Source organism: Methylobacterium sp. Leaf469, from assembly GCF_001424745.1.
Classification (GTDB): domain Bacteria; phylum Pseudomonadota; class Alphaproteobacteria; order Rhizobiales; family Beijerinckiaceae; genus Methylobacterium.
The window spans coordinates 1-23,824 of the sequence record NZ_LMRE01000017.1; the positions used below are offsets into that span (position 1 = coordinate 1).

17 protein-coding genes, 1 tRNA gene and 5 pseudogenes are annotated in these 23,824 nt (G+C 64.6%); 8 read left to right on the plus strand and 15 right to left on the minus strand.

Annotated elements, in window-relative coordinates; translation table 11 throughout:
* Positions 1 to 214 precede the first annotated feature (214 nt).
* A complete protein-coding gene (locus ASG60_RS10640; RefSeq protein ID WP_056385498.1) occupies positions 215 to 1,372 on the minus strand; it encodes a DUF4268 domain-containing protein in 1,158 nt (385 codons plus the stop codon).
* A 414-nt stretch (positions 1,373 to 1,786) separates the two neighbouring features.
* Here ASG60_RS10640 and ASG60_RS10645 point away from each other — a divergent pair, with 414 nt between their 5' ends.
* The 3 genes from ASG60_RS10645 to ASG60_RS10655 all read left to right on the plus strand — a co-directional run bounded on the left by ASG60_RS10645 (position 1,787) and on the right by ASG60_RS10655 (position 4,517).
* The gene (locus ASG60_RS10645) at positions 1,787 to 3,823 is read left to right on the plus strand and encodes an ATP-binding protein (protein ID WP_056385500.1); all 2,037 of its coding nucleotides are present in this window, start codon (positions 1,787 to 1,789) and stop codon (positions 3,821 to 3,823) included.
* A 13-nt stretch (positions 3,824 to 3,836) separates the two neighbouring features.
* Positions 3,837 to 4,217: a hypothetical protein gene (locus tag ASG60_RS10650; RefSeq protein WP_056385501.1), complete on the plus strand. Its 381-nt coding sequence runs from the start codon at positions 3,837 to 3,839 to the stop codon at positions 4,215 to 4,217.
* Between the two features lie 87 nt (positions 4,218 to 4,304).
* Positions 4,305 to 4,517: a hypothetical protein gene (locus ASG60_RS10655; protein ID WP_056385504.1), complete on the plus strand. Its 213-nt coding sequence runs from the start codon at positions 4,305 to 4,307 to the stop codon at positions 4,515 to 4,517.
* Positions 4,518 to 4,656: 139 nt separating this feature from the next.
* Here ASG60_RS10655 and ASG60_RS10660 read toward each other — a convergent pair whose 3' ends face one another.
* From ASG60_RS10660 to ASG60_RS10675, 4 genes are all read right to left on the minus strand, one after another.
* Positions 4,657 to 6,975 carry a DUF262 domain-containing protein gene (locus tag ASG60_RS10660; RefSeq protein WP_162244786.1) on the minus strand — a complete coding sequence of 773 codons (2,319 nt, stop codon included), beginning with the start codon at positions 6,973 to 6,975 and terminating at the stop codon, positions 4,657 to 4,659.
* A gap of 173 nt (positions 6,976 to 7,148) precedes the next feature.
* Positions 7,149 to 8,417 (minus strand): hypothetical protein, encoded by a 1,269-nt coding sequence (locus ASG60_RS10665; protein ID WP_056385507.1) that lies wholly within the window; start codon positions 8,415 to 8,417, stop codon positions 7,149 to 7,151.
* Entirely contained in the window at positions 8,414 to 9,223 is an 810-nt protein-coding gene (locus ASG60_RS10670; protein WP_056385508.1) for a hypothetical protein, read from the minus strand. Before ASG60_RS10670 ends, ASG60_RS10665 begins: the two co-directional genes overlap by 4 nt.
* Before the next feature lie 20 nt (positions 9,224 to 9,243).
* Entirely contained in the window at positions 9,244 to 10,446 is a 1,203-nt protein-coding gene (locus tag ASG60_RS10675) for a hypothetical protein (RefSeq protein WP_056385510.1), read from the minus strand.
* Between the two features lie 196 nt (positions 10,447 to 10,642).
* On the opposite strand from ASG60_RS10675, the gene ASG60_RS10680 reads away from it, so the two are divergent.
* The 4 genes and pseudogenes from ASG60_RS10680 (at position 10,643) to ASG60_RS21975 (ending at position 14,237) form a co-directional block, all read left to right on the plus strand.
* A complete protein-coding gene (locus ASG60_RS10680) occupies positions 10,643 to 11,656 on the plus strand; it encodes a WYL domain-containing protein (protein ID WP_056385512.1) in 1,014 nt (337 codons plus the stop codon).
* Between the two features lie 167 nt (positions 11,657 to 11,823).
* Positions 11,824 to 11,973 (plus strand): annotated as a pseudogene (locus tag ASG60_RS10685) (transposase); the annotation flags it as partial.
* Between the two features lie 663 nt (positions 11,974 to 12,636).
* Positions 12,637 to 13,890: a hypothetical protein gene (locus ASG60_RS10690; RefSeq protein WP_347379657.1), complete on the plus strand. Its 1,254-nt coding sequence runs from the start codon at positions 12,637 to 12,639 to the stop codon at positions 13,888 to 13,890.
* Positions 13,887 to 14,237 (plus strand): annotated as a pseudogene (locus ASG60_RS21975) (DUF2958 domain-containing protein). The gene ASG60_RS10690 and the pseudogene ASG60_RS21975 overlap by 4 nt, the downstream one beginning before the upstream one ends.
* An 895-nt stretch (positions 14,238 to 15,132) precedes the next feature.
* Here the strand turns inward: ASG60_RS21975 and ASG60_RS21980 are convergent.
* The 4 genes and pseudogenes from ASG60_RS21980 to ASG60_RS21985 form a co-directional block, all read right to left on the minus strand.
* Positions 15,133 to 16,366: pseudogene (locus ASG60_RS21980) on the minus strand (IS256 family transposase).
* A 399-nt stretch (positions 16,367 to 16,765) separates the two neighbouring features.
* Positions 16,766 to 17,623: a hypothetical protein gene (locus ASG60_RS10715; protein ID WP_056385519.1), complete on the minus strand. Its 858-nt coding sequence runs from the start codon at positions 17,621 to 17,623 to the stop codon at positions 16,766 to 16,768.
* A 143-nt stretch (positions 17,624 to 17,766) separates the two neighbouring features.
* The gene (locus tag ASG60_RS10720; protein WP_056385522.1) at positions 17,767 to 18,150 is read right to left on the minus strand and encodes a hypothetical protein; all 384 of its coding nucleotides are present in this window, start codon (positions 18,148 to 18,150) and stop codon (positions 17,767 to 17,769) included.
* Between the two features lie 197 nt (positions 18,151 to 18,347).
* Positions 18,348 to 18,593: a helix-turn-helix domain-containing protein gene (locus tag ASG60_RS21985; protein WP_082531716.1), complete on the minus strand. Its 246-nt coding sequence runs from the start codon at positions 18,591 to 18,593 to the stop codon at positions 18,348 to 18,350.
* A 265-nt stretch (positions 18,594 to 18,858) separates the two neighbouring features.
* Here ASG60_RS21985 and ASG60_RS21990 point away from each other — a divergent pair.
* A pseudogene (locus tag ASG60_RS21990) lies at positions 18,859 to 19,810 on the plus strand (IS630 family transposase).
* Positions 19,811 to 20,019: 209 nt separating this feature from the next.
* Here the strand turns inward: ASG60_RS21990 and ASG60_RS10735 are convergent.
* The 6 genes and pseudogenes from ASG60_RS10735 to ASG60_RS22670 form a co-directional block, all read right to left on the minus strand.
* Positions 20,020 to 20,799, minus strand: coding sequence for a hypothetical protein (locus ASG60_RS10735; RefSeq protein ID WP_210168491.1), 780 nt, complete (start codon positions 20,797 to 20,799; stop codon positions 20,020 to 20,022).
* A 330-nt stretch (positions 20,800 to 21,129) separates the two neighbouring features.
* Positions 21,130 to 21,206: transfer RNA gene (locus tag ASG60_RS10740), tRNA-Arg, on the minus strand.
* Positions 21,207 to 21,446: 240 nt separating this feature from the next.
* On the minus strand, positions 21,447 to 22,172 hold the full coding sequence (locus ASG60_RS10745; RefSeq protein ID WP_244476638.1) for a DUF72 domain-containing protein: 726 nt from the start codon (positions 22,170 to 22,172) through the stop codon (positions 21,447 to 21,449).
* A gap of 140 nt (positions 22,173 to 22,312) precedes the next feature.
* Positions 22,313 to 23,017 (minus strand): hypothetical protein, encoded by a 705-nt coding sequence (locus tag ASG60_RS22665; RefSeq protein WP_156398864.1) that lies wholly within the window; start codon positions 23,015 to 23,017, stop codon positions 22,313 to 22,315.
* Between the two features lie 182 nt (positions 23,018 to 23,199).
* Positions 23,200 to 23,427, minus strand: a complete 228-nt coding sequence (locus ASG60_RS10755; protein WP_056385531.1) for a 3'-5' exonuclease — start codon at positions 23,425 to 23,427, stop codon at positions 23,200 to 23,202.
* 309 nt (positions 23,428 to 23,736) lie between these two features.
* Positions 23,737 to 23,824: pseudogene (locus ASG60_RS22670) on the minus strand (IS5/IS1182 family transposase); the annotation flags it as partial.

Here is a 23,824-nt window from a genome sequence, read left to right on the forward strand (position 1 = left end):
GCGCCTGTCACCCTCCCGGATCTGGCCTTCCGGCTACCCATGGCCGCCACCATGCAGTAGCCTTCCAATTGGCTCGGTCCAAAATACCGGTCAGGTCAGCAGCAGCTTACACGATGGCAATCAGGCGTGGGTCTAAATCAAGTGAGTGGCGCTGACTGCGAAGCTGGAAGTTGCGAGCGCCCTCTCAGTCGCCATCGCGGTCATCATCAGGTTCTCAGTCTGCCAGACGAAGCCCAGCCGCGGGACCTTGACCGTTCCTGAGTCTAATGTTGAGGGCCGCAATCGGTGCCGAGAAGGTATCCTGCAAGTATTGCATATGTTCAGTCATCCAGCCGATCATAACTGGCCAGTTCTCGCGGTCATAGCCGTCGAAATTTTGTGCGCATACGATCCGGCAAGCCTTCTTGTCATGGAGCCGGAGCCAGTCGAGCGGTGCCCCGAACTTCTCCCCCAGCACCTCTTTTTGCTCCAGAAGTTGGTCGAAAACCCATTTGTTCTCGGCCGCGTCGCTGCGTGTGATGCCCACTTCCACTCGTGCTTCATCCTTTGAGAAGATAAGGGTGAAACTCACCCCAGACATCCCTGTGGCCGCGTTCAACCAGTGTTCCTGCGACGGGCTGATCGAGTTGAAGCGGCTGAGACCGGCAGAGCGGAGCTGTTCGAGCGCTTGTTCCCAAAAGGCGAGGCGCAAAAGGTGACGCGGCTTCTGCACGGCTTGGATGGTTTTCTCCTCTGTCTCCTTCGTCGCCATGCCGATCATGAAATCGGCGGCCTCGGGCGTTGGGACAATCTGCTGGAGATCAAGGAAGAGCTCGTCCCCGTGGCTGTAGGGCACCACACGAAAGCATTGCGCCCGAATGTTGTGGCTCAGCAGCCAGAGCACCGCTGCCGTGACTTCCTTCCGGAAGTTCGCCGCAACGAGCATAAGCCGTTGGCCATTGCCGGCGTTGAGCTGGACCTCCTGTAGATCCTCCGCCCCGAGGAACTCACAGATCCGCTCGACGGCTTTAGCGCCCTTTTCATAGCGGTCGAGATAGCTCTGGTAAATGTCGACGATCTGCGCCTTGGTCAGGCTTGAGCAGTAGGCAGCATACTTGAGCGCCTGCCAAGTCACGTCTCGTCCCGAGTCATCGAGCTTATTCTCAATGACAACGAGCTGGCCATCTTTGTCTAGCGCGAGGAGGTCAAGCCGCTCACGCGTGTCTGCGAAACCGTCGAACTCCTTCTGGATGATGAGGAGTTCCTCGCCGAGGGCGTCGGGCAGGCCGGCTAGCCATTCTTGTAGGTGGTCGCGCTCGCGCAGTCCGAGATCGCTGAAGCGTCGCTCCTCCAGCCGCCGGATGCGGTTCTCGGCGCGGTTGACCTGGAACATAGCTAGCTGACCTCTACACCAATCGCGCGGCTTCGCCGGCACGCAGCCAAAGGGAACTGCGACCCTTCACAGGCCAAAAAATCGGACCCTGGCAAGGTCCACCTTGGGTCGGGAGCCGCCCCAACGGCAGTCTCTTCTTCCGCCAACTCCCACCCGAAAGCGGACCGTCGCAAATTCACCTCACCCGGTCGTTGAGCAGACTGGCGGATAGCGACCCTACTCGATCATTCGCTTTTCCCGCCACGATTCCAGAAAGCAGACGTTGAGTAAGCCATACCTGTACGACTGACTTGGCCGAAAGAGGGGGGCCGCTCTGACGCTTGCGAAGCGAAAGAGCGGACGTTCGGCGCGGTTCATGCACCCGATTTTGACGTAGGCATAGTGTTGCTCTCTCACACGGTTCGAGAGGCCCCGATGACCCGCCACGATCTGCTTCAACTGCGCCTGTACGCCCACACCGCCCTGCTGCAGCCGGAGCGCTCGTGGCGGGCTAGGGCGACCCCGAGCCGTGCCATCGTCGCTTGGTTCGTCGACAATGCCGGACGGCTCGAGTGTCCCACACTGCCGCCGTTCGACCGCGTTGACGTCGAGCTTGGCCTAGGCGAAATCGAGTCGCGCACATGGACTGCGCTGAGACCCGCGGTCGCGACCCTTGGCGCCCGCCGCAGCATGACCCCGTCCGGGCTCGAGCGACGCTTGGCGTGGCTGTGTCGCACACTTTGCCTGCCGGCCCCCGACGGCGCAATCCTCAAGCTCGCAGTCCGCGCGGCGCTGTTTCGCGCTGTTCACAGCTTGGCTTGTGCCGCAAGCGGATCGCATGCGGCTCGGGACGAAATCAACGTTGCCGGCCTCTCGGCGCTGCTGGCAGATCCCGTCGAGAGCGTACGCCAGCGACTAAAGCCGTCGCGCCCTCTGCGCCTGCTCGGCCTCATCGAGGACCGCAACGGGGGCGATTTCGCGCCGTCACGCACGGTGATGCACATCGCGCGGCTCAGCGCGAGCGGCGACGAAGCGCTGCGCAACGCGCTGCTGGGGCGCTCTACGCCGGCTGGTCTTGCTTGGGAAGACTTCGCGCACCTCGGCGAGTTGCGCGAGCTTGCCCATTCACTCGTCGGCGCCGCCCTTTCCCGCCGTCGCAGGGGCGTGAATGTGCTCGTGCACGGCGCGCCGGGCACCGGCAAGACCGAGTTCGCCCGCGCGCTCGCCGAGCGCTTGGGCGCACGGGCCTGCTTCGTGGGGGAGGCTGACGAGCTCGACGCCGAACCTAACCGCCAGGATCGCATCGCGGCCTTAGCGGTCGCTCGCGCGCTCGCTTCCCACGCCGGCCGCATGGTGCTCGTGGTGGATGAAGCCGACGACATCTTCACGGGCGTCGACGAGGACGACGCGGGCAAGCGCCGGGGGTCCAAAGTGTTTATGAACCGTCTCGTCGAGACCACCGAGGCGCCGACGCTGTGGATTACCAACCACCCCGAGCGTCTCGGGCCGGCGGTGATGCGGCGAATGGCCCTAGCGATCCAGCTGCCGGAGCCCGGCCGCGCGCGGCGCCGGGTCATGCTCGGGCGCCTCGCCGAGCGGCGCGGCTTGGCGCTCCTTCCTAGCGACCTCGACGACCTCGCCGCCATCGAGGCCGCCCCGGCCATCCTCGACGGCGGCCTGCGCGTGGCGCAGCTTACCGGCGGCGGGGTGCAAGCGGCGAGCCTCGCGGCGCGCTCGGTCCAGCAGACCCTGGCCGGGCGCGTGGCTCGGCCGCCGGGCACCGCCGCGCAGTTCGATCCCACCCTGTCCTCGGCCAACCTCGACCTCGCGTACTTGGCCGAGCGTGTGGCAGCCTGCCAAGGCCAAGCACTGTCCTTTTGCTTCCACGGCCTACCCGGCACGGGCAAGAGCGCCTACGCCCGCCACCTGGCCCGCTGCCTCGGGGTCGACGTAATCGAGCGCAAGGCCTCCGATCTCCTGTCGATGTGGGTTGGAGGCACCGAGCAGGCGATCGCGGCGGCCTTTTGTGAGGCTGCCGAGCGTGGCGCGATGCTCATCATCGACGAGGCCGACTCGCTGCTGCGCGACCGCAGTGGAGCCCGGACCAGCTGGGAGGTTAGCCAAGTTAACGAGATGCTCGCGCACATGGAGGCTGCCCAGCACCCGTTCGCCTGCACGACGAACCTTGTCGAGAGCCTTGACCCCGCGACCATGCGGCGCTTCCTGTTCAAGGTGGCGTTCCAGCCGATGGACCGGAATCAGGCGCGCGCCGCATACCAGCGCTTCCTCGGGGCCGAGCCGCCGGGCGGGCTCGACCGCCTCGATCTCCTGACGGCGGGGGATTTCGCGGTGGTGGCGCGCAAGGCGGCGGTGCTGGGAGATCGCGAGCCAGGAGCTCTTCTCCGGCTCCTTGCCGCGGAGGTAGCGGTCAAGCCCGGAACGGCGCGCCGCCCGATCGGTTTCTTCAACTGAGGAGAGCATCAGGATGGGTGTTGCCAGAGCCCGTGAGTTTGTACTCCGGGACAAGCGGAAGACGATCCAGGTCGAGGTCGATCGCATCTGCAGACCGTACTGGGACGCCCCGGACGGGACCGACGGCGCGGTCTTGTCCGGGGCTATCAAGGCTGCGCTGGAGGCCGCCTATGAGATAACGGTTTATCTCGATGCCGACGAGTTCGAGGAGCAGCTCTGCGGTGCGATGGAACCCTCGGGCTTTGAAGCGGTCGGCACGCTCGTCGCGAAGAAGCTACTGGACCACGCTCCCCCCCCGACGAAGCCCCCTTGGCAAGAGCCCTGGGGCCGCGGGTTTGGATGTCTTGATCTCGAACAGGGGCGCGAGCAGGTGGCGCTGGGGCGCAGGCCATGAGCGGGACCGGCGAGCGAGCAAAGTCGCAGCCGCAGCCGACTAAACCGGGCGAGGAAGCACGTCTGTGGAGAAAACGCCGCCGCGATCGTGGCCTTCGACATTGACGGCGACGGCTCGCTCGCGTTCAGACATGCGTCCGGTCTAATCGGTACATTGTCGGCTGAGGACAACCTGAACGGCCGGATGCGCCTTGTGAGCGAGCGGGCCGGTGAGGTCAGCGCCTACGACAGCGTCGAAGCTCTCGTGAGGGATGGCTGGTCACTCTACGAGAACTCCAACGCGCTACCGAACGGACGATGAAGCGTATGCGAAGGGGTGCCCCCCCCTTTTCCCCCCCACTGCACAGCATGCTTCACTGATGTGACCTCAAACGGTTGCCGTGGGCTGCGCCAGCATTTCGCTGATATCCCACACTCATGCGTCAGGCTTCATGTTCGCGTTAGACGTTCTGCTCTACTTCGTCCCCTAGCAGCCAGACGGTGAATTCGAGCTCTTCGAAGTACCGGTGATACAGCGCAGCGGACCGCCGTTCGACGGCGCTCTGGAACGCGGCGAGACGCGCTTCGTCCCAGCGGTCATCGGGTGTCGACGCGGCAAGCCACAGCGCGCGCTCGGTCGGATCAAGCGCCATCGCCGCCATGGCTCCCGTGGTCTTCGCCGTGAGGGGGGTATCGGCGAGGCCCGGTACCTTAGCAGGCAGCGGGGCGTCGCCATCGCCCCGGTTTACCGAGGCGTCGACGATCCGCATGTTGCCGATCCCGTTTCCGAGAAGGCTGCGCCATGCCCACATTGCCCTCGCAATGCCGGCAGAGGCCTCGATTCGGCCGCTCAGCCCGTTCCAGTTCGCGCCCCAATCGGCCTGGGGGCACAGGTGGTCGAGATCGTAAGGGAGATCGTCGTCCCGGTCCGAGAGCGGATCGTAGTGCGGGAATGCGGACGCCACGTAGTCACGCTGCAGCCACGGCAGCATCTTTCGGGCGGACCACCACCAGGCAGATGCGAGTGCCTCGTAGCCGACGGGCGCCTCGTCGCGTGCGAAACGCTCCTGCGCAGAACGCCAGACCGGCACTGGCGGGTCCGCGACGAGGAAGCGTGTCATCACGTCGGCGGCGAGCAGACGGTTCGCGCAGCGCTCCCCGTCGACGTCGCCGACGCACAGCCGGTAGAGATGCCGACCGGGAAATTCGCAGGTTTGCTGGTGCTCCTGCAGCACCTTGAGCGACCAAGCTGCCGCCCGCCCGTCGTTGTAGACGCACAGGCGCCAGAAGAGCGCGAAGCGGAGGAGGTCCCCGCGTGCTGCGCCGAGGTCCGCGACGGTCCGCCCGGCGCGCAGCCCACGCACTGCCCAGAACAGGACGACCTGCCACAGCTCCGTCGGCAATTCGACGAGGGCGGCGCGTGGCAAACCGTTCTGGTTCGATCCGGTGGCGAACGAGTCGGAGACGGGCTCGTATTCAAGCAGCGTGAACGCTGCGCGGAACGCCTGGGTTAGGAGCGCCGAGTCGGCCGACCGCGCCGCCTCGCCTTTCGTCGGGATCAGCTGCGACAGCGCGTCCCGAAACGGCGCCGTCTCCGGGGCCCGCTCGCTCATCGTGCGCGCGAACCCGGCGACGTCCGGGATGCCGGTCGCGCCGGCGGAACTCAGCGCGTTCGCGATGCGCAGGGCCGTGACGACAATTTTCGTCGGGGCCATGACCCGTCCGACAGCCGCGTGAATCTCGAGCACCGCATTGTGCACGCGCGGGTCGTGGTGCTTGAGGATGGAGAACAGCCGCTCGTCGTTCGTCAGCGGCGTCCCGCCGGCACCGATCCGATCGAAGAGCATCAGCAGGCTCTCGTGGGCGGCCTCTCCGCCGCCGGCGAAGCGGCTCGGATCGATGTGCATCAGCGCGACTTCGCCGTCCGCTACGCGCTCGAATGCGGTAGCGAGCTCTGCCAGCGCCGGCCGGGTGTCCTCGCCCGGTGCCCGCGCCGCGATGAGCCGCGCAAGCCCGTCCGCACCCGTGCCGGTCGAGACGTGAGCAGCGCGCCAAGCGGCGAGCAACTCGTCGAGACGATAGGTGCAGCCGGATGCCTTGTATGGCCGGGGCAGATCCCGCTGGCCGTCCGGTTCGGCGAGGATGAGGTCGAAGACTTCATGATCGTAGGCTGCTCGGGGCTCACCAGCCCCGCCGGGCGCGACCGTGAGAGCGACACCGCCGTCGAAGTTGGCCCTCGCCTTCGCTCGATCCGAACGCGAGAGCTTCTGCCCGGTCGACGGTTCGTACCCGAACGGCTGGCTCGCGGAGGTCAGATGGAGCCTGTGCTTGGCCCCCGGCGCTAGGTCCATCCAGAGGCAGCGGCGGTCGAGGTCGGGGCCGCAGACGCCGAGCAGCATGGCCCGCGTCCGCTGCTGTCCGTCGAACAGGTCGAAACCCGCCCGCGTGATCGGTGCGATCCGGCCGTCGCTGCCGAAGTCCCGGCCGTGCGCGACATCGTCCAAGCCGCGGGCCATCAAGAAAAAGCTGCCGATCGGCAGGCCGCGCAACAGCGAGTCCCAGAGGTCGACCACCTGTTTGGGGCGCCAGACCGCGCTGCGCTGGACCGGTGGCAGAGCGAGGAGCCCAAAGTGTCGGAGGGACTCGTCCGTGTCTCCATCCGCCGGACCGCCCCCGCCGAGGCCAGTGCGCAGGACGGCGTTTGAGCTGCGCGCCCAGTCAAGAAATGAAAGGAGGTTCAGCCCTTGTACGGAGGTTCCATCGAACAGGCGATCGGACATAACAACCTTGCTGCTTTGGGGGGATACCGAAACGCGGTCGCGCCGGTGGGCAACGCACATAACCAACTCAGTGCACGACAAAACCGGACGAAGCTCCGGAAGTCGGGCTTAATCTTTTGCGCCGGCCTTGGGGTGACGCCTTCTTGCGGGATGTCTGAGCTGATCGAAATGGCTCATGACGGAGAACCGGGCCCTTCGTCGACTAGGGAGACGTAGGTTAGCCCTGTGGATGCCGGGATCTGCTTGCCCGCGTGCGGCGCGAGCCATGCACACAACGTCGGGCGGATCAGGGCCGAGCCAAACCCGCACCGGCGGAACAGAAAAGGGTCGAGCGCGAGCTGCAGCTCAGCAGGGAACGTGAGCGGATCGCCGGCCTCGCGGACGCACGCCTCGCGCTGCTCCAGCGATTTCGCAAAGTTGAGCAGATCGAAGCATGCGCAGGACACCAGCGCGTTCCAGGTCCAGCCCGTACCCGCATGGAAACCTGCCCAGTGCGTCCCCGTCGCGGCGTACCGTTGCAATCGTGCAATCAGCTGATCGGCCGTCGCGGCGTGGTAGCGGATGTGATCGGCACGGTCCGCTTGGGCGATGTCCTCCCGGGCACACGCCTCGCGTACGAACCGATCGTCTGCGACCGTCAACGTCCCGGCCAGCCGGCGGACGAGAGCACCGGCGGTTGTGAACGGTCCGATGCCGAGTTCGCGCAAGCGGGCGTCGGCATCGGTGTCGGGCAGGTAATACTCCCACGCATCCCGTCCCGGCACGCGCCGCAGCGGGTATCGGTCTCGCCACGGGAGACCCTCAAGATCCCGCAGCATGCCGGCCACTCGAGCCACCGGATCCGGCACAGCGACTGCAATGGTAGGCTCGCCCGATGCTGCAGTGGCAAGACGGGATCGTCCGAGAAGCGCGCCGGGCACCAAGGTGGCAAAGCCTAGGGCCTCGCGCCGGTTAATTTGCCGGGCGGGCATGGATTGGACCGCGGGAGGCTCCATCGCAGTTGCAAGATCCGGAGCATCAATGTTCGATTTCACCGAGCCGATCTCCCAGATCCCCTCGATCCGCGCTAGCGCGAACGTGGAGCACGGCCCGAAATCCGCGGGCGCATGGGCCTCGCTGGCCAGCACCGCCGCAAGCGCATCGTATAGGCGCCGGACCTCGGCCGCGTAGGTCATCCCGCCCCGCTTGCGCTCGAACGGGATCGCGCACGCAGCAGCCTCGACCTGCTCCTTAAAGACTTGAGCAGCGGCTGCACCGATCCGAGCGGGGCACGGATCGGGCCTCCAGGCCCACACCTCGTGCGAGATGCGCGCTGGCCCCCCCCAGGCGCAGTGGCGGCGCAGGTACGTGAGGTAGAGTTCCTCGACGAAGGCGGAAAAGCCCTGCTCAAGAGGCCCGTCCCACGCCCATCGGCCAAACTTATCGACCGTAGCGCGGCTCACAGGGAACGATCCGGCAGCGGTCCCGCGGTCGGGTCGGATTGGACCAGGGCGGGCTGGTCGAAGGCGACGATCACTATCGCGGTGCGGTCGGTTATGGCGCATGAGAGGATGCAGTCACGATCGGCATCCCACCGGATGACGGCGGCGGCGTAGGCGTCGAGCGCGGCGAGATCGATGGCGGCAGCGTCCGGCGTGGCGACGAGCTGGACCATCAGGCGCCCGCCATCAAAGCCCGCGGCGGTCAGCTTGGCCACCGCCGATCCTGCGCTTGCGCCCAGCTCGGCGTCCGCGTGACCGGGAATGACGATCGCGCACCCGCGTCCCGGCCAGCCTGGCTCGACGCCCGCCACGTGCTGCAGATCCCTGGCGTCCGTCCCGATAAGCAGCCCGTCGCCATGGGCGCAGGCGGCGAGGGCCTGGGCCACGGTATCGCGGTCGTGCGGGCTCGTGAATACGCGCACGACCGCCGTCGTAGGTTCTTGCACGTCGAGGGGGCAGTCCACGAGCGTCTCATCACACACGATGAACCGCAGCTTCGGTGCGGGTGCATCGGAGCGACGCCTGTCTACCCTCGCGGCACCACGCGATAGCGGCCCGTGCACCACCATCAGTTCAGTCTTGTCCTCTCCGACAGGCGCGGTCGTCGGTGCGGCCCAATCTGGCAAGGGCCCGCCGATCGCCACGATCCGGACCCCCGCATCGTAAGGGTTGGATCGACCCGACGCCTCGCACGCCCGGATAGGTCCGTAACGTCCGATGATCGGGCCAGCTGATATCATGTGCAAGAAGAGGTCGATATCGGGCATACGTCTTGATCCGGGTGAGCTCAACGCGACGGGCAACTTTGGTCCCCAATGCCCACTGGTTCGGCCCGGCCGGCCTCTGGGCAATCCAATGCATCCCGTCCGTGCCGACTTTCGGCGATGGTTACGACAGAATCGGACATGGGCTTGAGACGGATTGAGGCGGGGCGCTGCCACAACCGCCGTCCCAGAGCTGTGCCCAGTTGCCGGCAGAACAGAGCCAGCCCGAACACCCAGGCGAGCGCGAAGAGAACCGTCCGCACGAGCGCCGCGAATTCTTGCCCCAGGATGAGGGCGGTGCGGTCGAGAAGCTTGAGCGTTGCGCGAGTCCGTGTGCCGAAGCGCAACGCCAAGCGCTCCGCCCGTGCGATCTCGCCGGGGGTGCGGGCGATCCCGAGGACCTGAAGCACGCCCCGGGGACCCGCCGCAGCGTAGAGGCCGTAGACATTGCCACCGAGGTTGCGCAGACCCCGCAGCGCATCGGGCCGGACCGCGGACCTAGCTGCCGCGGTCAAGCCCGCAGCATCAAGGCGTCCCCCCGCCCGGATAAGGACACGCACCGCCTCCGGGTCGACGGCAGCGCGTACCATGCGTATCAGCGCAGCCGCGAGCGGCGCGGGGAGGCGCCCAAGTTTGCGTGCGGTCTTTAGAATGGTCACGCCGGCGCGCAGCGGTGTGGCGGCGCCTGCGCTCGCGATCGTCGCGGCGTTCGTCGCCAGCCCCACGGTGGCGAGCCCCAACACCAGGGTGTCGCACGTCTCGCCCCGCGCGCAGATCGGTCCCTCGCGCGCGATGTCTCGGATGTCGCCGAGCCCCGAGAGGTCGGCCGCAAGTACGCCCGCGAGCCCGGCGGCGGTCTCGGCCTCGCCGGTGGCTGCCCCCGCTGCAAAGGCCCGGGCCGCGCGATAGGTCCCCTCACTCTGCATCGCGGCGACTCTCGCACGGCGGTCTGGGTCGACCGCGACCCCATGCGCGTCAGCAAGATCAAGAAAGCTCTGAGCAAGGTCGTCGTCCTCGGCGGCAATCGCCGCATCGATTTCGGTCTCGACCCGTTCGAGGGTGAGCACTCGCGGCAGCTGGATAGTAGCGATCGCCGGGGGATTGTCGGCCACGGCTAGCAACCGCGCGGCTGTCAGTGCGCGCGGCACAAGGGGCAGGCCACTCCCGACGAGAGTGAGTGCGGAGATCAGGAGGAGCATCCACTCGCCGAAGAGTCTCACGCGCATCTCGGTTGCTCCCGTGCCCCCGTGCGGAGAGCTGTACAAGCTTGATCGAAGGTGCGACCCGTCACCAGCCCGCGATCGGCAAACCCGTCCAACCTATGGCGCTCGCGCTCGAAACGCACGCGCGGGACCACCAGCCGTTGGCGAACCTGTTATCCTTCGATCTGGGCCATCGGACCGGCACGCGAGGGGGGACGAGATGAGCAGGCGGTACGCCCCAGCTGAGCGGCTGCTGACACTCGGCCTGGCACTGGCCGATGCACGGGTTGGATTGACGCTCGACGAGATGGCCACCCTGCTGGGCGTTGGCCGGCGCACAGCCGAGCGCCTGCGCGACGCCCTGCACCGGCTCATGCCGGACGCGATGCGAGAGGAGGTTCTTGAGGACGGCACCAAGCGCTGGCGGGTACCCGCGGGGCGGTTGGCGACGCTGCAGCCACCAAGTCGCGACGAACTCTTGGAACTGCGCCTCGCAGCGGAGCGCGCCCGGCAGCAGGGTCTGCGCCTTGAGGCCGAGCGACTGACTAGCCTCGCGTTGAAGCTTGAGGCGGCGCAGACGCGCGCGGCTTGGCGTCCGGTTGAGGGAGATCTCACTGACTTGCTGCGGGGGACGGGCGCCGTCGTGAGACCAGGTCCGGAGGAGAGCCTAGAACCGGCCATCGTCGCGGGGCTGCGGGACGCGTTTCTCGCCAACCGTGTGGTTCGGCTCGTCTACCGCCGCCGCGACACGGCCGAGCGCTCCTTCCCGCTACTGCACCCCTACGGTTTCCTCACCGGGTCACGCGCCTACCTCGTCGGCTTCAATCCGCACCCGGAGGTGTGCGAGCATCGGTTGTACGCGATCGGCAATATCGAGCGTCTTACCCCAATGGAGACCGGGTTTGTGCGCGACGAGAGGTTCAACCTCCAGGCCTTCGCCGCCCGCTCGTTCGGTGCGTTCTGGGACGGCGAGCGCTTCGACGTGGTCTGGCGCTTTTCGGCGGCAGTCGCCGCCGACGCGCGCGGCTTCCGGTTTCATCGCGATCAGCGGGTCAGCGAGGATGCAGCTGGGCGGGTCAGCGTCGCGTTCACGGCATCCGGTTTGACAGAGATGGCGTGGCACCTCTTCACCTGGGGAGCCCACGTTGAAGTCCTTGCGCCCGAGGCGCTCAAGGTCCGCTATCGCGCGTGCCTTTCTGAGGCGCGTGACGCTCTCGGCACCGCCGATGCCTAAGCGTGTCGGCGGGCGGGACGACCCAGCTGCGATGAACGCGGGTGAGTGGATAAAGACCCCGACGACCCGCGCGATCGAGCGGACAGATTAGGGTGTGAACCGGATCAAGACGTTGCGAAAGTTCTGGTTTGTGATTCAGAGCCGCCGTTTGCAGCACGGAGGCGGCGATGGCGGATCTGTTCTGGCTCTCAGACGAGCAGTGGGCGGGGATGAAACCGTTCATGCCCAAGAACCAGCCCGGGCCGGAACGGAACGACGATCGGCAGGTCATTTCCGGCATCCTGCACGTGCTGACCTCGGGCTGCCGCTGGCGCGATTGGGATAAGTAGCTCTGATCAGGAGGATGAGGGGCCGGGCTGACTCTCTCGTTCGACTGGACCCCGATTCGTTCAAGATTAGAGCAGCGCCAGACCGAACTGACCCTGTGCATCCGGTATCGGCTGGAGCCGTTCTGGCTCGACGAGATGGCCCTTGCACTACGTGATCTCGCGGAACACACGATGAACCGCGTCGTTGCCCGCACAATGCTGAAGCAGAGCGCGTAACCGGCGTCGCAACACCCGTCGCACCAGCGAGACGGACGACACACCGGCGCAATGCTGCAGAGGGACCGGGCGCAACCGAATGTTTTCGAATGTTCGAACCCGCTATAAAAGAATCAGCGTATTGCAATACCGGATGAAATAGCGAGTCCGGCACGTAGCCGTCCGGTAGGCGCCGGTATGCACCTAACCACCTACGTCCCCACGTACGACCGCCGGTACTACGTATGACCACCTCCTACGCCACCTGCAACCTGCATACTGCCCACACAGCCACCACACCGGCACGTCCCCCTCCCACGACACCGACACCGATCCGGCACTGGGTCACCACCAACCCTTCGTCCCTCACGCCATCACAACCGCTGCCACTACCCATTCTCGTTCATGATCCGTCCGGCAACGGGAATCCTGACCTGACCGCACCACCGCGGCCGCATGTCAGGACTTCATTATGGCCGACAACGCCCCCATCCCGCAGCCCCCCGCCAGCGACCCCGCCCCTTCGTAGACGGACCTCACCGTGTTCGATCCTATCGGCCTCGGACCGCTGACAATCCTGCCGATCATCCCCGAGGCGCAGCGCCGGGGCCACCACGTCTTCGTCCCCGCCGACCCCGCATCAAGGCCGCCGCCCGCTTCCTTCAGGCGCTGTGGCGAGAGGACCGCGACCTGCCCATCGGCCTTCATGCGGATCTAAAGGGGAAGCGCCGCCGCCTTGGCTCACGCATCAGTACTATAGCAGGCGGCGATGGCGCCAACTTCCTTCATCCACGCATCATCACAATCGTGGCCCATGCTCTCCACTACGGCGAACCGGGAGCGGTCTATGACGTGGACCGGCTCAAGACGAACCTAATCCTGTCTCAACCGCTGACCTTCAACCTGTTCGGCTTGCTCGCCCGCGACCTCGACCTCGCCACCCGCTTCACCGCGGACCTGCTGCCGGGGACCATGGCCGAAATGACAGACCTTCTCTTCGAACATAGCCCTGGCCGTGGCGACCACCGCTTCACCGCCGACGGCACCGCCTTCGACCTAGCCATTCGCGGGCGCTCCAAAGCGGGCGAGCGGATCTTCATTGGGATCGAGGTCAAATACAGCGAGAGCGCCTACGAACCGGCCCCGCGCCTCAACGAACGATACGCGGCCATTGCCCCGGCCGCTGACCTCTTCATCGACGCCACCGCTCCCAGCCTGACAACCAACCCCTGCCAGCAACTCTTCCGCCAGCACTGCCTCGCAGCAACGATTCTCGACCAAGGCCTCGCCGACTACGCCGTGCTCGCGTTCATCGCCCCCCAGCACAACCATTTGGCCCACACCGCGGCCACGACCTACGCCCGCCACCTCCAATCGGCTCCCACAGGCCGCATCCCCTTCATTCCCCTGACGTTGGAACGCACGATCACGGCCTTGGCCAGCGCCGGACTCCCTGACCACGCCCATGCGCTTCACCGCCGCTACCTCGACTGGTGGCTTGTGGACGGCGAACTCCACCTCGACGACGTCTCGGCCGCGGCCAGCAACCTATTCACCGCCGCTGCTTTCACCGAGCGACACAGCGGTCCGCACGCGCCGCCTAAGCCGACCCAACCTCCTTCATTTCAGCAGTACGGTCTCGGCTCAGGCACATCACACCCGCCGGGCCGAGGCCACGCGCTGTCGACGCAACCGAGGCTATTGCCATGACCATATTGCCGCTCACCGATCTCGACCGTGCCCAGCTCCTGGCCAACGGCTGTGCATCCCAACCCGACCCTGACTTAGACCCGCCTCCGGTGCTGAAGCTGTTCATGCCCGACGGTCCCGGCACTTAGCTTGTGAGCGAACTTGACCCAGACGAGCCTGACCGAGCGTTCGGCCTCTGTGAACTGGGCCATGGCGCGCCGGAACTCGGCTATGTGCTGCTGACAGAACTGGCAACCGTCCGCGATCGCCTTCGGCTTCCAATCGAGCGCGACCCCTACTTCGAGCCAGGCAAACCCCTGTCCCACTACGCGCGGGAAGCCACGGCAGCCGGCCGTACCACCGCCTGACCACCGGCCCCTCAACGTCATCAGTCACCGGGCCGGCGCTGTGACCGCGATGGCCAACCACGCCACCAGACGCCCGACCACCCCGATAACTACATCTCAGGATTCTCGCGAAATTGGGCACGGCCAAGTGTTTGAAAACATTGAGCCGTCGACCCAATCCTTCTGCCGACATCCGGCCTACATCGCTTCCAACGATCTGTAGCTCAGCCCACCGAGAAGCCGACGTCATGACATCCAGGAACGCACAGTTTAGGCATGAACACGCGAACCGGCAGTGCTGCCGACGAGGAGATTAATAACTGCAACCGCGTTTTTTCGCTGGCGGCGCCTACGTCCCTGCGAACGTAATCATACAAGACCTGCCGGCCGACGGCGTTAATATCGGCATTCCGCTCCCTCAAGGTGGCAAAAGCGGATTCCAGCGCATGGACGACCGCCGCCCGGCCGGACTGAAAAGAACAGTATTAATCCTTAAAACTGAGAGAAAATTCGCCAGCCCCAGGTCCGGCTGATAAGTCATTGTAATCACTTGTAATTATGACCTGACTTTCCATTCTGGCCTTGGAAACGTCCATTCCACGCCAGCCGATCGTCAAATGGCAGTTTTCGCGGAAAGCCGCCCCCCTCCGTGCCAGGGTGCTCGAACAGCTTACGCGACATGAACAGCCTTCCTGATGCGATAACCCAATGGCCATCCCAAAACACGACCGCTCAGTTCGCGCTGGACCGGTAGACCTTGAGCTTGCCGGAGCAAGGGGTGGGGGAGGGGGGGGGCATCCACCATACCATCACGGCGTGCGGTCGCGGGGACCCGCGCAGCGTGTTCCGGGTCGTGTCCCTTGGCCTGGTGTCGCTCGGTGAGGGCCACCACGATCACCGGCTTGGGCCGGGAGGATCAAACTGCCATGGTCGTCAGGCTGGCAAGGGGATCATCGCCGATCGGGGCGATGCTTTCTAAGCTGATGTAGCGGGAGCGCTGGACGGCCCATTCATCGTTTGATTCGAGCAGGATCGCGCCGACGAGACGTGTGATGGTAGCCTCGTTGGGGAAGATGCCCACGACCTCAGTCCGGTGCTTGAACTCGCCATTCATTCGTTAGTGGGGGTTCGTGCTGTGGAGCTTGAGTCCGTGAGGGGCCGGGAAGCCCATGTAGGCCAGCACGTCGGGCTCGGCCGTTTCCATTAGGGTCGCGAGCTTGGGCGACTTGGGGCGGAGTTGATCGGCGACCCGCCGCCATTGCTGACGGGCCGCCTCCGCGTCATCCTGAGCGAACGCGGTGGCGATGGAGGCGGACACGACGCGGCGGCCCGAGCGGCCGGCATGGGCGAGCACGTTCCTCATGAAGTAGACCCGGCAACGCTGCCAAGTTGCGTTCATCACCTTGGCGACCGAGCCCCTGATTACCTCGTGGGCGTCCGAGATCACGAGCCTGACGCCGCGCAGGCCACGCCGGGCAGCTTGCGTAGGAAGTCCGTCCAGAACGTCTCAGCCTCCGACGGGTCGACGTCCATGCCGAGGACTTCGCGGCGACCGTCAGTGTTCACGCTGACCGCCACGATCACCACCACCGAGACAGGGTACCCATCACACTTATGCGATGGGTACCCTGGATGCGCCCGTCCTGGCGAAACTTCATGTAGGTCGCATCGATTCAGAGATACGGCCACTCGCCCTTGATGGGGCGGCCGAGGAACGCGCCAACACGCTCGTCGATCTCCTGGCACAGGCGCGAGACCTGGCTCTTCGAGACACCTGTACCACCCATGGCCTGGACGAGATCGTCGACCGAGCGGGTCGAGATCCCCTGGATGTAGGCCTCCTGGATCACTGCCGTGAGCGCCTTCTCGGCCATGCGTCGTGGCTCCACGAAGCCAGGAAAGTCCGAGGCCTTGTGCAGCTTAAGAATACGTAACTCCATTGTGACGGCCCGCCTCTGCCAGTCCCGGTCGCGATACCCATGGCGCTGGACCAGACGCTCGGCGCTCTTCTCGCCGTGGGCCGCCCTGGTCAGGCCGCCCACCTCCAGCTCCTTCAGGCGCTCGGCCGCAAAGCGGATCATCTCGCGAAGCAAATCCGCATCGGCGCTCTTCTCCATGAGGCCGCGCATGGTCATCATCTCGTCGGTCATCGGGGATCTCTCGGGTGCGGGGTTGGTCGTCGCAACCCGACCCTACCCGGCAATCGCCGATGACCACCCGTCATCTACACTACCGCCTGGGACACGACTCCGTTCCGCCCACCGTTGCTACCCGAGCCTTCAGGGTGGACTTTCGGACTTCTTCGCAAGCCTGGCCAAGAGACCGCCAGACCCGGGACAGCCCGAGCCGGGTATACCGTTCGTCGCGGCACCGGTTCGTACAGCCAGTCCGTCTGCTTGCCCCGCCTGAGGCGGACAATAGAAAGGCCCGCCGGTCATCATCGGCGGGCCGTTCGGGGTGGTTTGGGAGGCGCTGTGAAGACCACATCCGGACTGTAGACCGGATATCGTCCAGTCTACGTTACGTCGCTTAGCATTGCGGTCCAGACATCACAACAGCTCCATCGGAAGCATCTCTGTCAGTCGATCAGACTTCCCTCGCTCGTACTCCCAACCGGTGTACCGTTTGGTTTCATGATCGATCAGGTACAACCTCTCTGGATACGCAGCCTGGCGCCGGGACTTTTCCTGCATGTCTTGAGCCAAGCGAACCCGCGGCAGCGTTACAATACCGCTGTAGCGATGCCTCAAACCGAAGACTTCGGCAAAGGTATCGTCAGTGGTAACGCCGTTCACCTCCCGCTCCGCCGGGCTAATAAAGGGATCTATTCCCTTGAAGCAGTATTTGAACCAGCGCCACTGCTCGGCGATCGCCCGGGTGGAGTCCGTCTCCCGGCGCCGCCGGACATGCAGACGCCGTCGATACCCGATGCGATCGACGCGGGTGATATACCGGTTCAACCACCGCCTGAACTTCGGGTAGACTCGGATCGGCACGTGGAGGGCGCTGTGCGAGTGCAGTCCGAATACATTGGAGCGCTCGAAAACCATATAATTAAAGTTTGGCACCTCGTTTCGTCGCATGAACTTTCGGATGGACTGCATCAACAGCCTGGATACACGGTCCACCTCCTGCCCATAACGGTATCCCATTGAAGCCCAAGCTATGGTCACCTCAACGTTGAGAATGCATCCCTCATAATTTGCGAAGGCTATGGCTTCGTGGGCCCGGTAGAATTGCCCCCGCGTGATGAGACGTGAAGACGGTTGAAACTGTTCATCGTATGCCGCTGGACAGCAACCCACCACGGCGTCCCGCATCGCCCGCTGGTGACTGTCAGCGTAAGGTTGCCAAAGCTCCTCCTCTGACCTGTCCAAAAACGGTTTCGTCTCGTCAAACTCCAGCATCGTTGCAATCCTCGTTTTTCGAGTAGACGACCTGCTGCAGCACACTCGTGCTCGGCAGGTCGCTTTGAGGAATGTCGCGCCAGACTGCACCCTGCGGCAGGAGTGCGGCTCGGCGGGTGATCAGAACTTCCGAGCCCGCTAGGTCAAGCGGCCTTATCGTCTTCGCTCAATAAGAGTTCGAGCAAACTCTTCGCAGGCCTTATGGATTTAGACTTTTTAGGGCGCGGCAGGCGCGGCGGTGTCATAATGGACTTGGGTATCGGCTGCGGGGTGTGCAGCAGGTGCTGTACGAAAGCGCCCACCGGGCCCTCGTCGACCACCGATTTTACCAAGCCACGGGTGTGCTCGTCATAGGGCCTGAAGGACGTGAGGCGCAGCATGAACGCGCGGTCCGTCAGACTCCCCTCTCTCTCGACGCAACCGTAGAATTCGATCGCGTTGCGCCGCTCGAATTCTTGCGAAGCACGAGCCGTCGGCGACAGCGTTGATGCCTCTCCCAGCACCTGTGTGTCGGGCTTCGTCGCCATGCGAGGCTCCCCGGCTGTGGATCCGGAGGGGGGCGCCCCCGCGCCGGATAGGGGAGCAGCCTCTACAGCGATTTCGTCACCATCGAAGCGCACGTCTGTAAGCGCACCAGGGGGCATGCTATCATCGATTTTATACATGTCTTTACTCCCATTTTAACGTAGATTGTCCCATCAACAACTCAGATGGTGTCGACAGACTAAGGCTCAGAGGTGCTGCAGCGGCTGCAGGCCTGCACCCACGCATGCAGGTCGGCCCGGGTGTAGACAATGCGCCGCCCGAGGCTCGCATAGCGGGGGCCGGTTCCCTGAACGCGGTGGCGCTCGAGCGACCGCTCGGATATCCGAAGGAGCCGTGCAGCCTCGGCCTGGGTGTGCAGAGCGAGATCAGGTCCGTTTGGGACAGCCTGCGCAGCGTTCACAATGTTTGGTCGTTGGTTACTCATCGGTCGCTCCGACCGAGGTGGCGGTTGTGGGCCCCTCGTGACGGCAGATGGCCGGAAGTGGTGGTGAAATGCTACGGTTTGGGGGAGCTGACCGGTAACGCGAACCAGGGGCTTGCATCTAAAATGTTTCAATTATTTCCGCGACTTATTGGTAGCTTGCCAGACATGGATCTAGAGCGTTTTTGGCCTGCGCTGAGTCGACGATGTGGGGTTCACGCTGGTGCTTCGGGCTGATTCACTGATCACTCTTGAGACGGAGCGCAGCGTGGGCCGCCCCTACAGCCTAGACCTACGCGAGCGATGGTGGGAGCTGCGGCAACGCCCTCGCGTCGCCAAGCGGCTGCGCGCTTTGGGGTCGGCATCGCCACCTCGATCCGCTGGATGGCCGCGCTCACAACGACCGGGACGGTGGCCGCCCGGGCGCAAGGACGCGCGCGCCGCTCGAAGCTCGATCCGCACGAGGCATTCCTGCGCGGCCTGATCGACACGAAGGACGACATCACCCTGGAGGAGATGCGCGCTCGACTGCGGGACGAGCACGACCTCACGGTCGGGCTCCACACCCTGTGGAGTTTCCTCGACGCACGTGATCTTACCTACAAAGAAAGACAGCGCACGCCGCCGAGCAAGAACGCCCGGACGTGAAGGCCGCGCGCGAGGCGTGGTTCGAGGGCCAGCTCGATCTCGACCCTGCGCGCCTCGTGTTCCTCGACGAGACCTGGACCTCCACCAACACGGCCCGCCTGCGCGGAAGATCGCCCCGCGGCGAGCGGCTACGCTCGCCTGTGCCGCACGGCCATCGGAAGACCACGATCCTGGTGGCGGGCCTGCGCCTGTCCGGGATCGCCGCACCGTTCGTCCTTGATGAGCCGATCAACCGCGACGCCTTCCAGGCTTACGTCGATCAGGTCTTTGGGCTGGAGCTTAACTCCGGCGGCATCGTCGTTATGAATAACCTTGGCAGTCACAAGGGACCGGCCGTGCGGTCGGCCGTCAAGGCGGTGGGCGCCCGACTACTGTTCCTCCCGCCCTACAGCCCCGACTTCAACCCGATCGTGCAAGCCTTCGCCAAACTGAAGGCACTCCTGCGAACGGCGGCGGCGCGTACCGTCCCAGACCTCTGGGCCGCGATCCAAAACGCCTTCAAAGCCTTCCGCTCGCACGGATGCCGAAACTACGTCGCCGCGGCCGGATTCGATGCTTTCGACCCAACATGACCGGCAACGGCTCTAGTCGGGCCGAACAGCACGGCGGCCGATCGCGCCGGGGATCGACCGCCAGTATGACCCGGGCGCCGCCGGAAGATACTTGCTTTGCTTCGTAGGAAGTGACGTTGCGACCGCCACAAGGTAAATCAGCAACGATGTCCAGATCAGCTACCCGCATTACATTGGGTGAACACCGTCCCGGGACCGCCCCCGGCGTATCAGTCGTCGATGATCGCCAAGCCCGCCTCGAAATCCGCGTCGCTCACGTGCCTCTGCGCCATCCGCTTCCGCCTGTCACCGACGGCCTTGTGTAGCTCCGTGGGGATAGCCCCACCAGCGCGCTCTTTCTCGTCCAAGACCACGCGCGCGAATTCGGAGACGAACGATGGGCAATTGTCCTTATTGTTGTAGATCTTGCCAGCACGGTCCTCCGCCGGCCACCTGTCCTGCAATTCCCATGGCCAATTCTGCCGGAACCATTCGATGGCGTCCGATTTTTGTAACGGCAACCCCGCGCTGATTGCTTCCTTGTGTTCGCAGAACTTGAGAAGCAGCCGGACGGAAGCCGGGATCTCGTACGGTGGCCAGCGATCGGCATACTTCGAGAAGCCCGCCCAGTTGTTCAGGTCAACGAGAGCGATGCCCGTCGCTGTGAACTTTTCATGAGCTAGCACCAGAGGATCCTCGTGCCGCAGGCCAGACTTGTGGAGTCTGTCGACGTTCGCATGCTGCCGGCTTGGTTCGCTCAGATGCGGCCGCCATGCATCGGCGGGGACAGGGACAATATCGCCCCGCTGCGTGCGGACGAACACCACGAGCGTTCCCGCCGCCAATGCATCCGTGACAACCATGGTCACGTGCGCCCGTTCAGCGCTCCGCTCCCGGATTTCGGAGGCGGTGATGCGCTCCTCGTGGAACCGTACTAGCGCCGATTGTGCCAGCACGAAGCCGGGCGGCACGGTCCCCAATTTACCGGGATACTCGGCCTTGCCTACCATCATTCACTCCGAAGATTCCGCGATCGGCTGCTTGGTTTAGTCACGAGGGGCCGGACACTGCAAATCGGACCAACGGTCGGCAAGGCGCAACCGCCACAAACATGTGGCCTGAGCAGATGCGATCCACACTCCGACGGGTACGCGCACCGGAAGGCTCACAGGGCATCAGAATGTGATAGATGGAGACGACTGCTGGTTCGGTCCGGCCGCAGTCAACAGCCGGACCTCCGCTGAAGGCGCTGCCGCAACGAAACGCCACCGGTACGCAGCAGTACTGTAGCCCTGTAGCATCATCCAGGCGATGCTGAAATGCTAAGTGCTTGATTTAATTGGCGCACCCGACACGATTCGAACGTGTGACCTTTGCCTTCGGAGGGCAACGCTCTATCCAGCTGAGCTACGGGTGCTGACCGCGGCGAAGATCTAGCCCATGGCGCGGTCAGGTGCAACGGGGCAGTGGAAGCCTTTAGGCTCAAAGGGATGTCTGCAGGGGCTCCAAAGGCAAATTTCACACGTTCGAATCGTGTCGGGTGGGCAGGTAGCGAGAGGTCCGCGTTTATGGGCTTGGACTGTCAGCAGATGCGGCGCGGCTGCGGCGCGCGATGTGCGCCGTGTCTGTGCCGCGCCGATTTCGCTTTCCGGCGGTGCTAAGATGACGTCCGCGTTTCGATGAGCGGTGCGTGCCTGCGAAGGTGCTCGCGTGTGGCAAGCGCGTCGCCAGCTGCCGCGAAGGCAGCGGTGTTGTCGAATATGCACCAGCACTCGCGCCCGTGCACGTCGTCGACTCTAAGGCGGCGGGCGAGTGCGTCCAGGGTGCTGGGTGGATAGGCGGAGTAGTAGATCTTCGGTGAACCGTGCAGGCGCTCGTAATGCAGACCGCGCCAGCCGCCAGGTTCGCCGCCGCCGGGCACGGGTGCCGGATCGGCTGCGACGCGGGCGATGCAAAGCTCAGCCAGCAGCGCATCGACATCATGCGCGAACCAGCTGGCGTGCCTCGGCTCGCAGACAATGCTGCCGGCGTGGATGTCTCGGAAAGCGCGCAGGAACCCGGCGCTCGTATCGGGGTCGAAGCGAAGGCTCGGCGGCAGCTGGATCAGGACCGGGCCAAGCTTAGGGCCGAGGCCGGCAACCTCGGCGAGGAACTGGCGGAGTAGCCCCTCGGCTTGCGCGAGCCGCTGTTCGTGTGTGATCGTGCGCGGAAGCTTGACGGCGAAGCGAAACCGGTCGGGTACCGAGGCTGCCCATCGTGCGTAGGTCACGACCCGGTGGGGACGATAGAACGCAGTGTTGATCTCCACGGCATCGAAGCGCTGCGCGTAGCGCTCAAGATGGCTCCCAGAGGCGGGGAACTCGTCCGCGTATGCCTTGGGCACGCTCCAGCCGGCCGTTCCAATTACAATCACGAGGCCTGTCCCGTCCGCTCTCAACCCTGCACCCCGTGTTAGCGTTAGGCGCGGATCCGGCTGAAGGCGGTCGTAGCATCCTCCTGCGGGGCAGCAGAGAGGATCCGCCGTCAGTAGCCCTCAACGAAGAGGGCGACTCCGACACCCCAACTCGTCCAGCGACCGTCGGGGTGTGTGGACCCTGGCATCTTTCCGAAGCGCTCGGGCGCTGCGTTCAACGCGTCGCGCAGTTCGCCGATGAGGCGCGATCCAGCGCGCTGGGCCGTCCACTTCTGCGATCGGGTGTGAGCGAAGGCCCAACCCCCGGTGAGCTTCAATCCATGTCGTTCCCCACCGCGCCCATGAATCTGCCTCAGTTCGGCTTTGAGCTGAGCCGTAACGGGTGCCGGAAGCTGCGCTTCGCCGGCATCGACGAGTTTACGAATGGCGTTGGCGACGCGACTGTCCCAGATGACCTGCGGAGGGCCGACGGTATGCGCATCATGATCGAGATGCGCCGTCGCGAAAGCGGCGACCTTCGTCCAGCCACTGCTCCACGGCGCTTCAACCGCGTTTGGCCCATAAGGCAGGCCGGCGGCCTCAAGCGCCGCAGCAAAGACTGCTTGAACGTGCGAGGCGTCGATGGGGCTTCGACTGCGAACGCGTCCCCAGGTGAACACACGATGCGTCAGGTCGACGGCCAGACGCTGCTCGTCGGGTGTCCAAGACAGACGTTCGGTCAAACTTTGAGCGAGATGCAGGCTGTCGGCTAAGATGGGCGCCAAACGGGTCGCCAGGTCCTGATACCCATCACCGTCCCAATGATAGGCGGTCACACGGTCCGCCCAGGGAGAGACGCTCGTCACAACGGGTCGCGGGCGCCAGACATTGCCTCTTGGCGCTTTTGAGATCGCCGCTCGGGCAGGCAGCCAAGCGGAGAGGGCCTGGCAGAGAACGCTCGCGGGAACGCCAGCGGAAATCGCATTCTCGACACGTGCCATTGCCTTGCCCATAGGTCTCAGCCGATGTCGTCGAGGAGCTCAGACCCGGGGCGCACGCCGGCGATCAGGAGGCGGTCGCGCGCTCGCCGGGCTGCTACGTAGAGGAGGTGACGCTGAGTCTCGTATACCTCTTCCAGTTCCGCCTCGTCACTCACCGTGTCGACGCACTCCTGCAGCGGCAGCACGCCGTCGTCGCAGGCGGAAACGACGACGGCCTTGAACTCGAGCCCCTTGGCGAGATGCATCGTGCCGATGGTTGCACTTCTGCGGTTGGGTGGAGGGCCAGGAATCCTCTTGCGGGGTTCTGTAGGCCTAAAACGCTATTACCCGGTTTCGCCTCCGAATTCGCCATGCTCCATAGATATCTCATGAGCCCCATATCCGCCTGCCCTAAGTTTTGATTTGATGGCGTTCAACGGAGAATCAATGGATTTATGCAAACGATACATCGCATCACTCATGATATCTAACATTTCGGGCTACTGTTCACGATTGAACACATTTGCTTCCGTTTCAAACTTGACCCGGCACGCACGCCTTACCTCTAGGGCGTGTCATCGCTTGAGCCAATCGAGGGCGGCTGCGAGGGAGAGGACGCCCATGAAGCTGACGGCAGTCTTCTCGTAGCGGGTGGCGATGGCG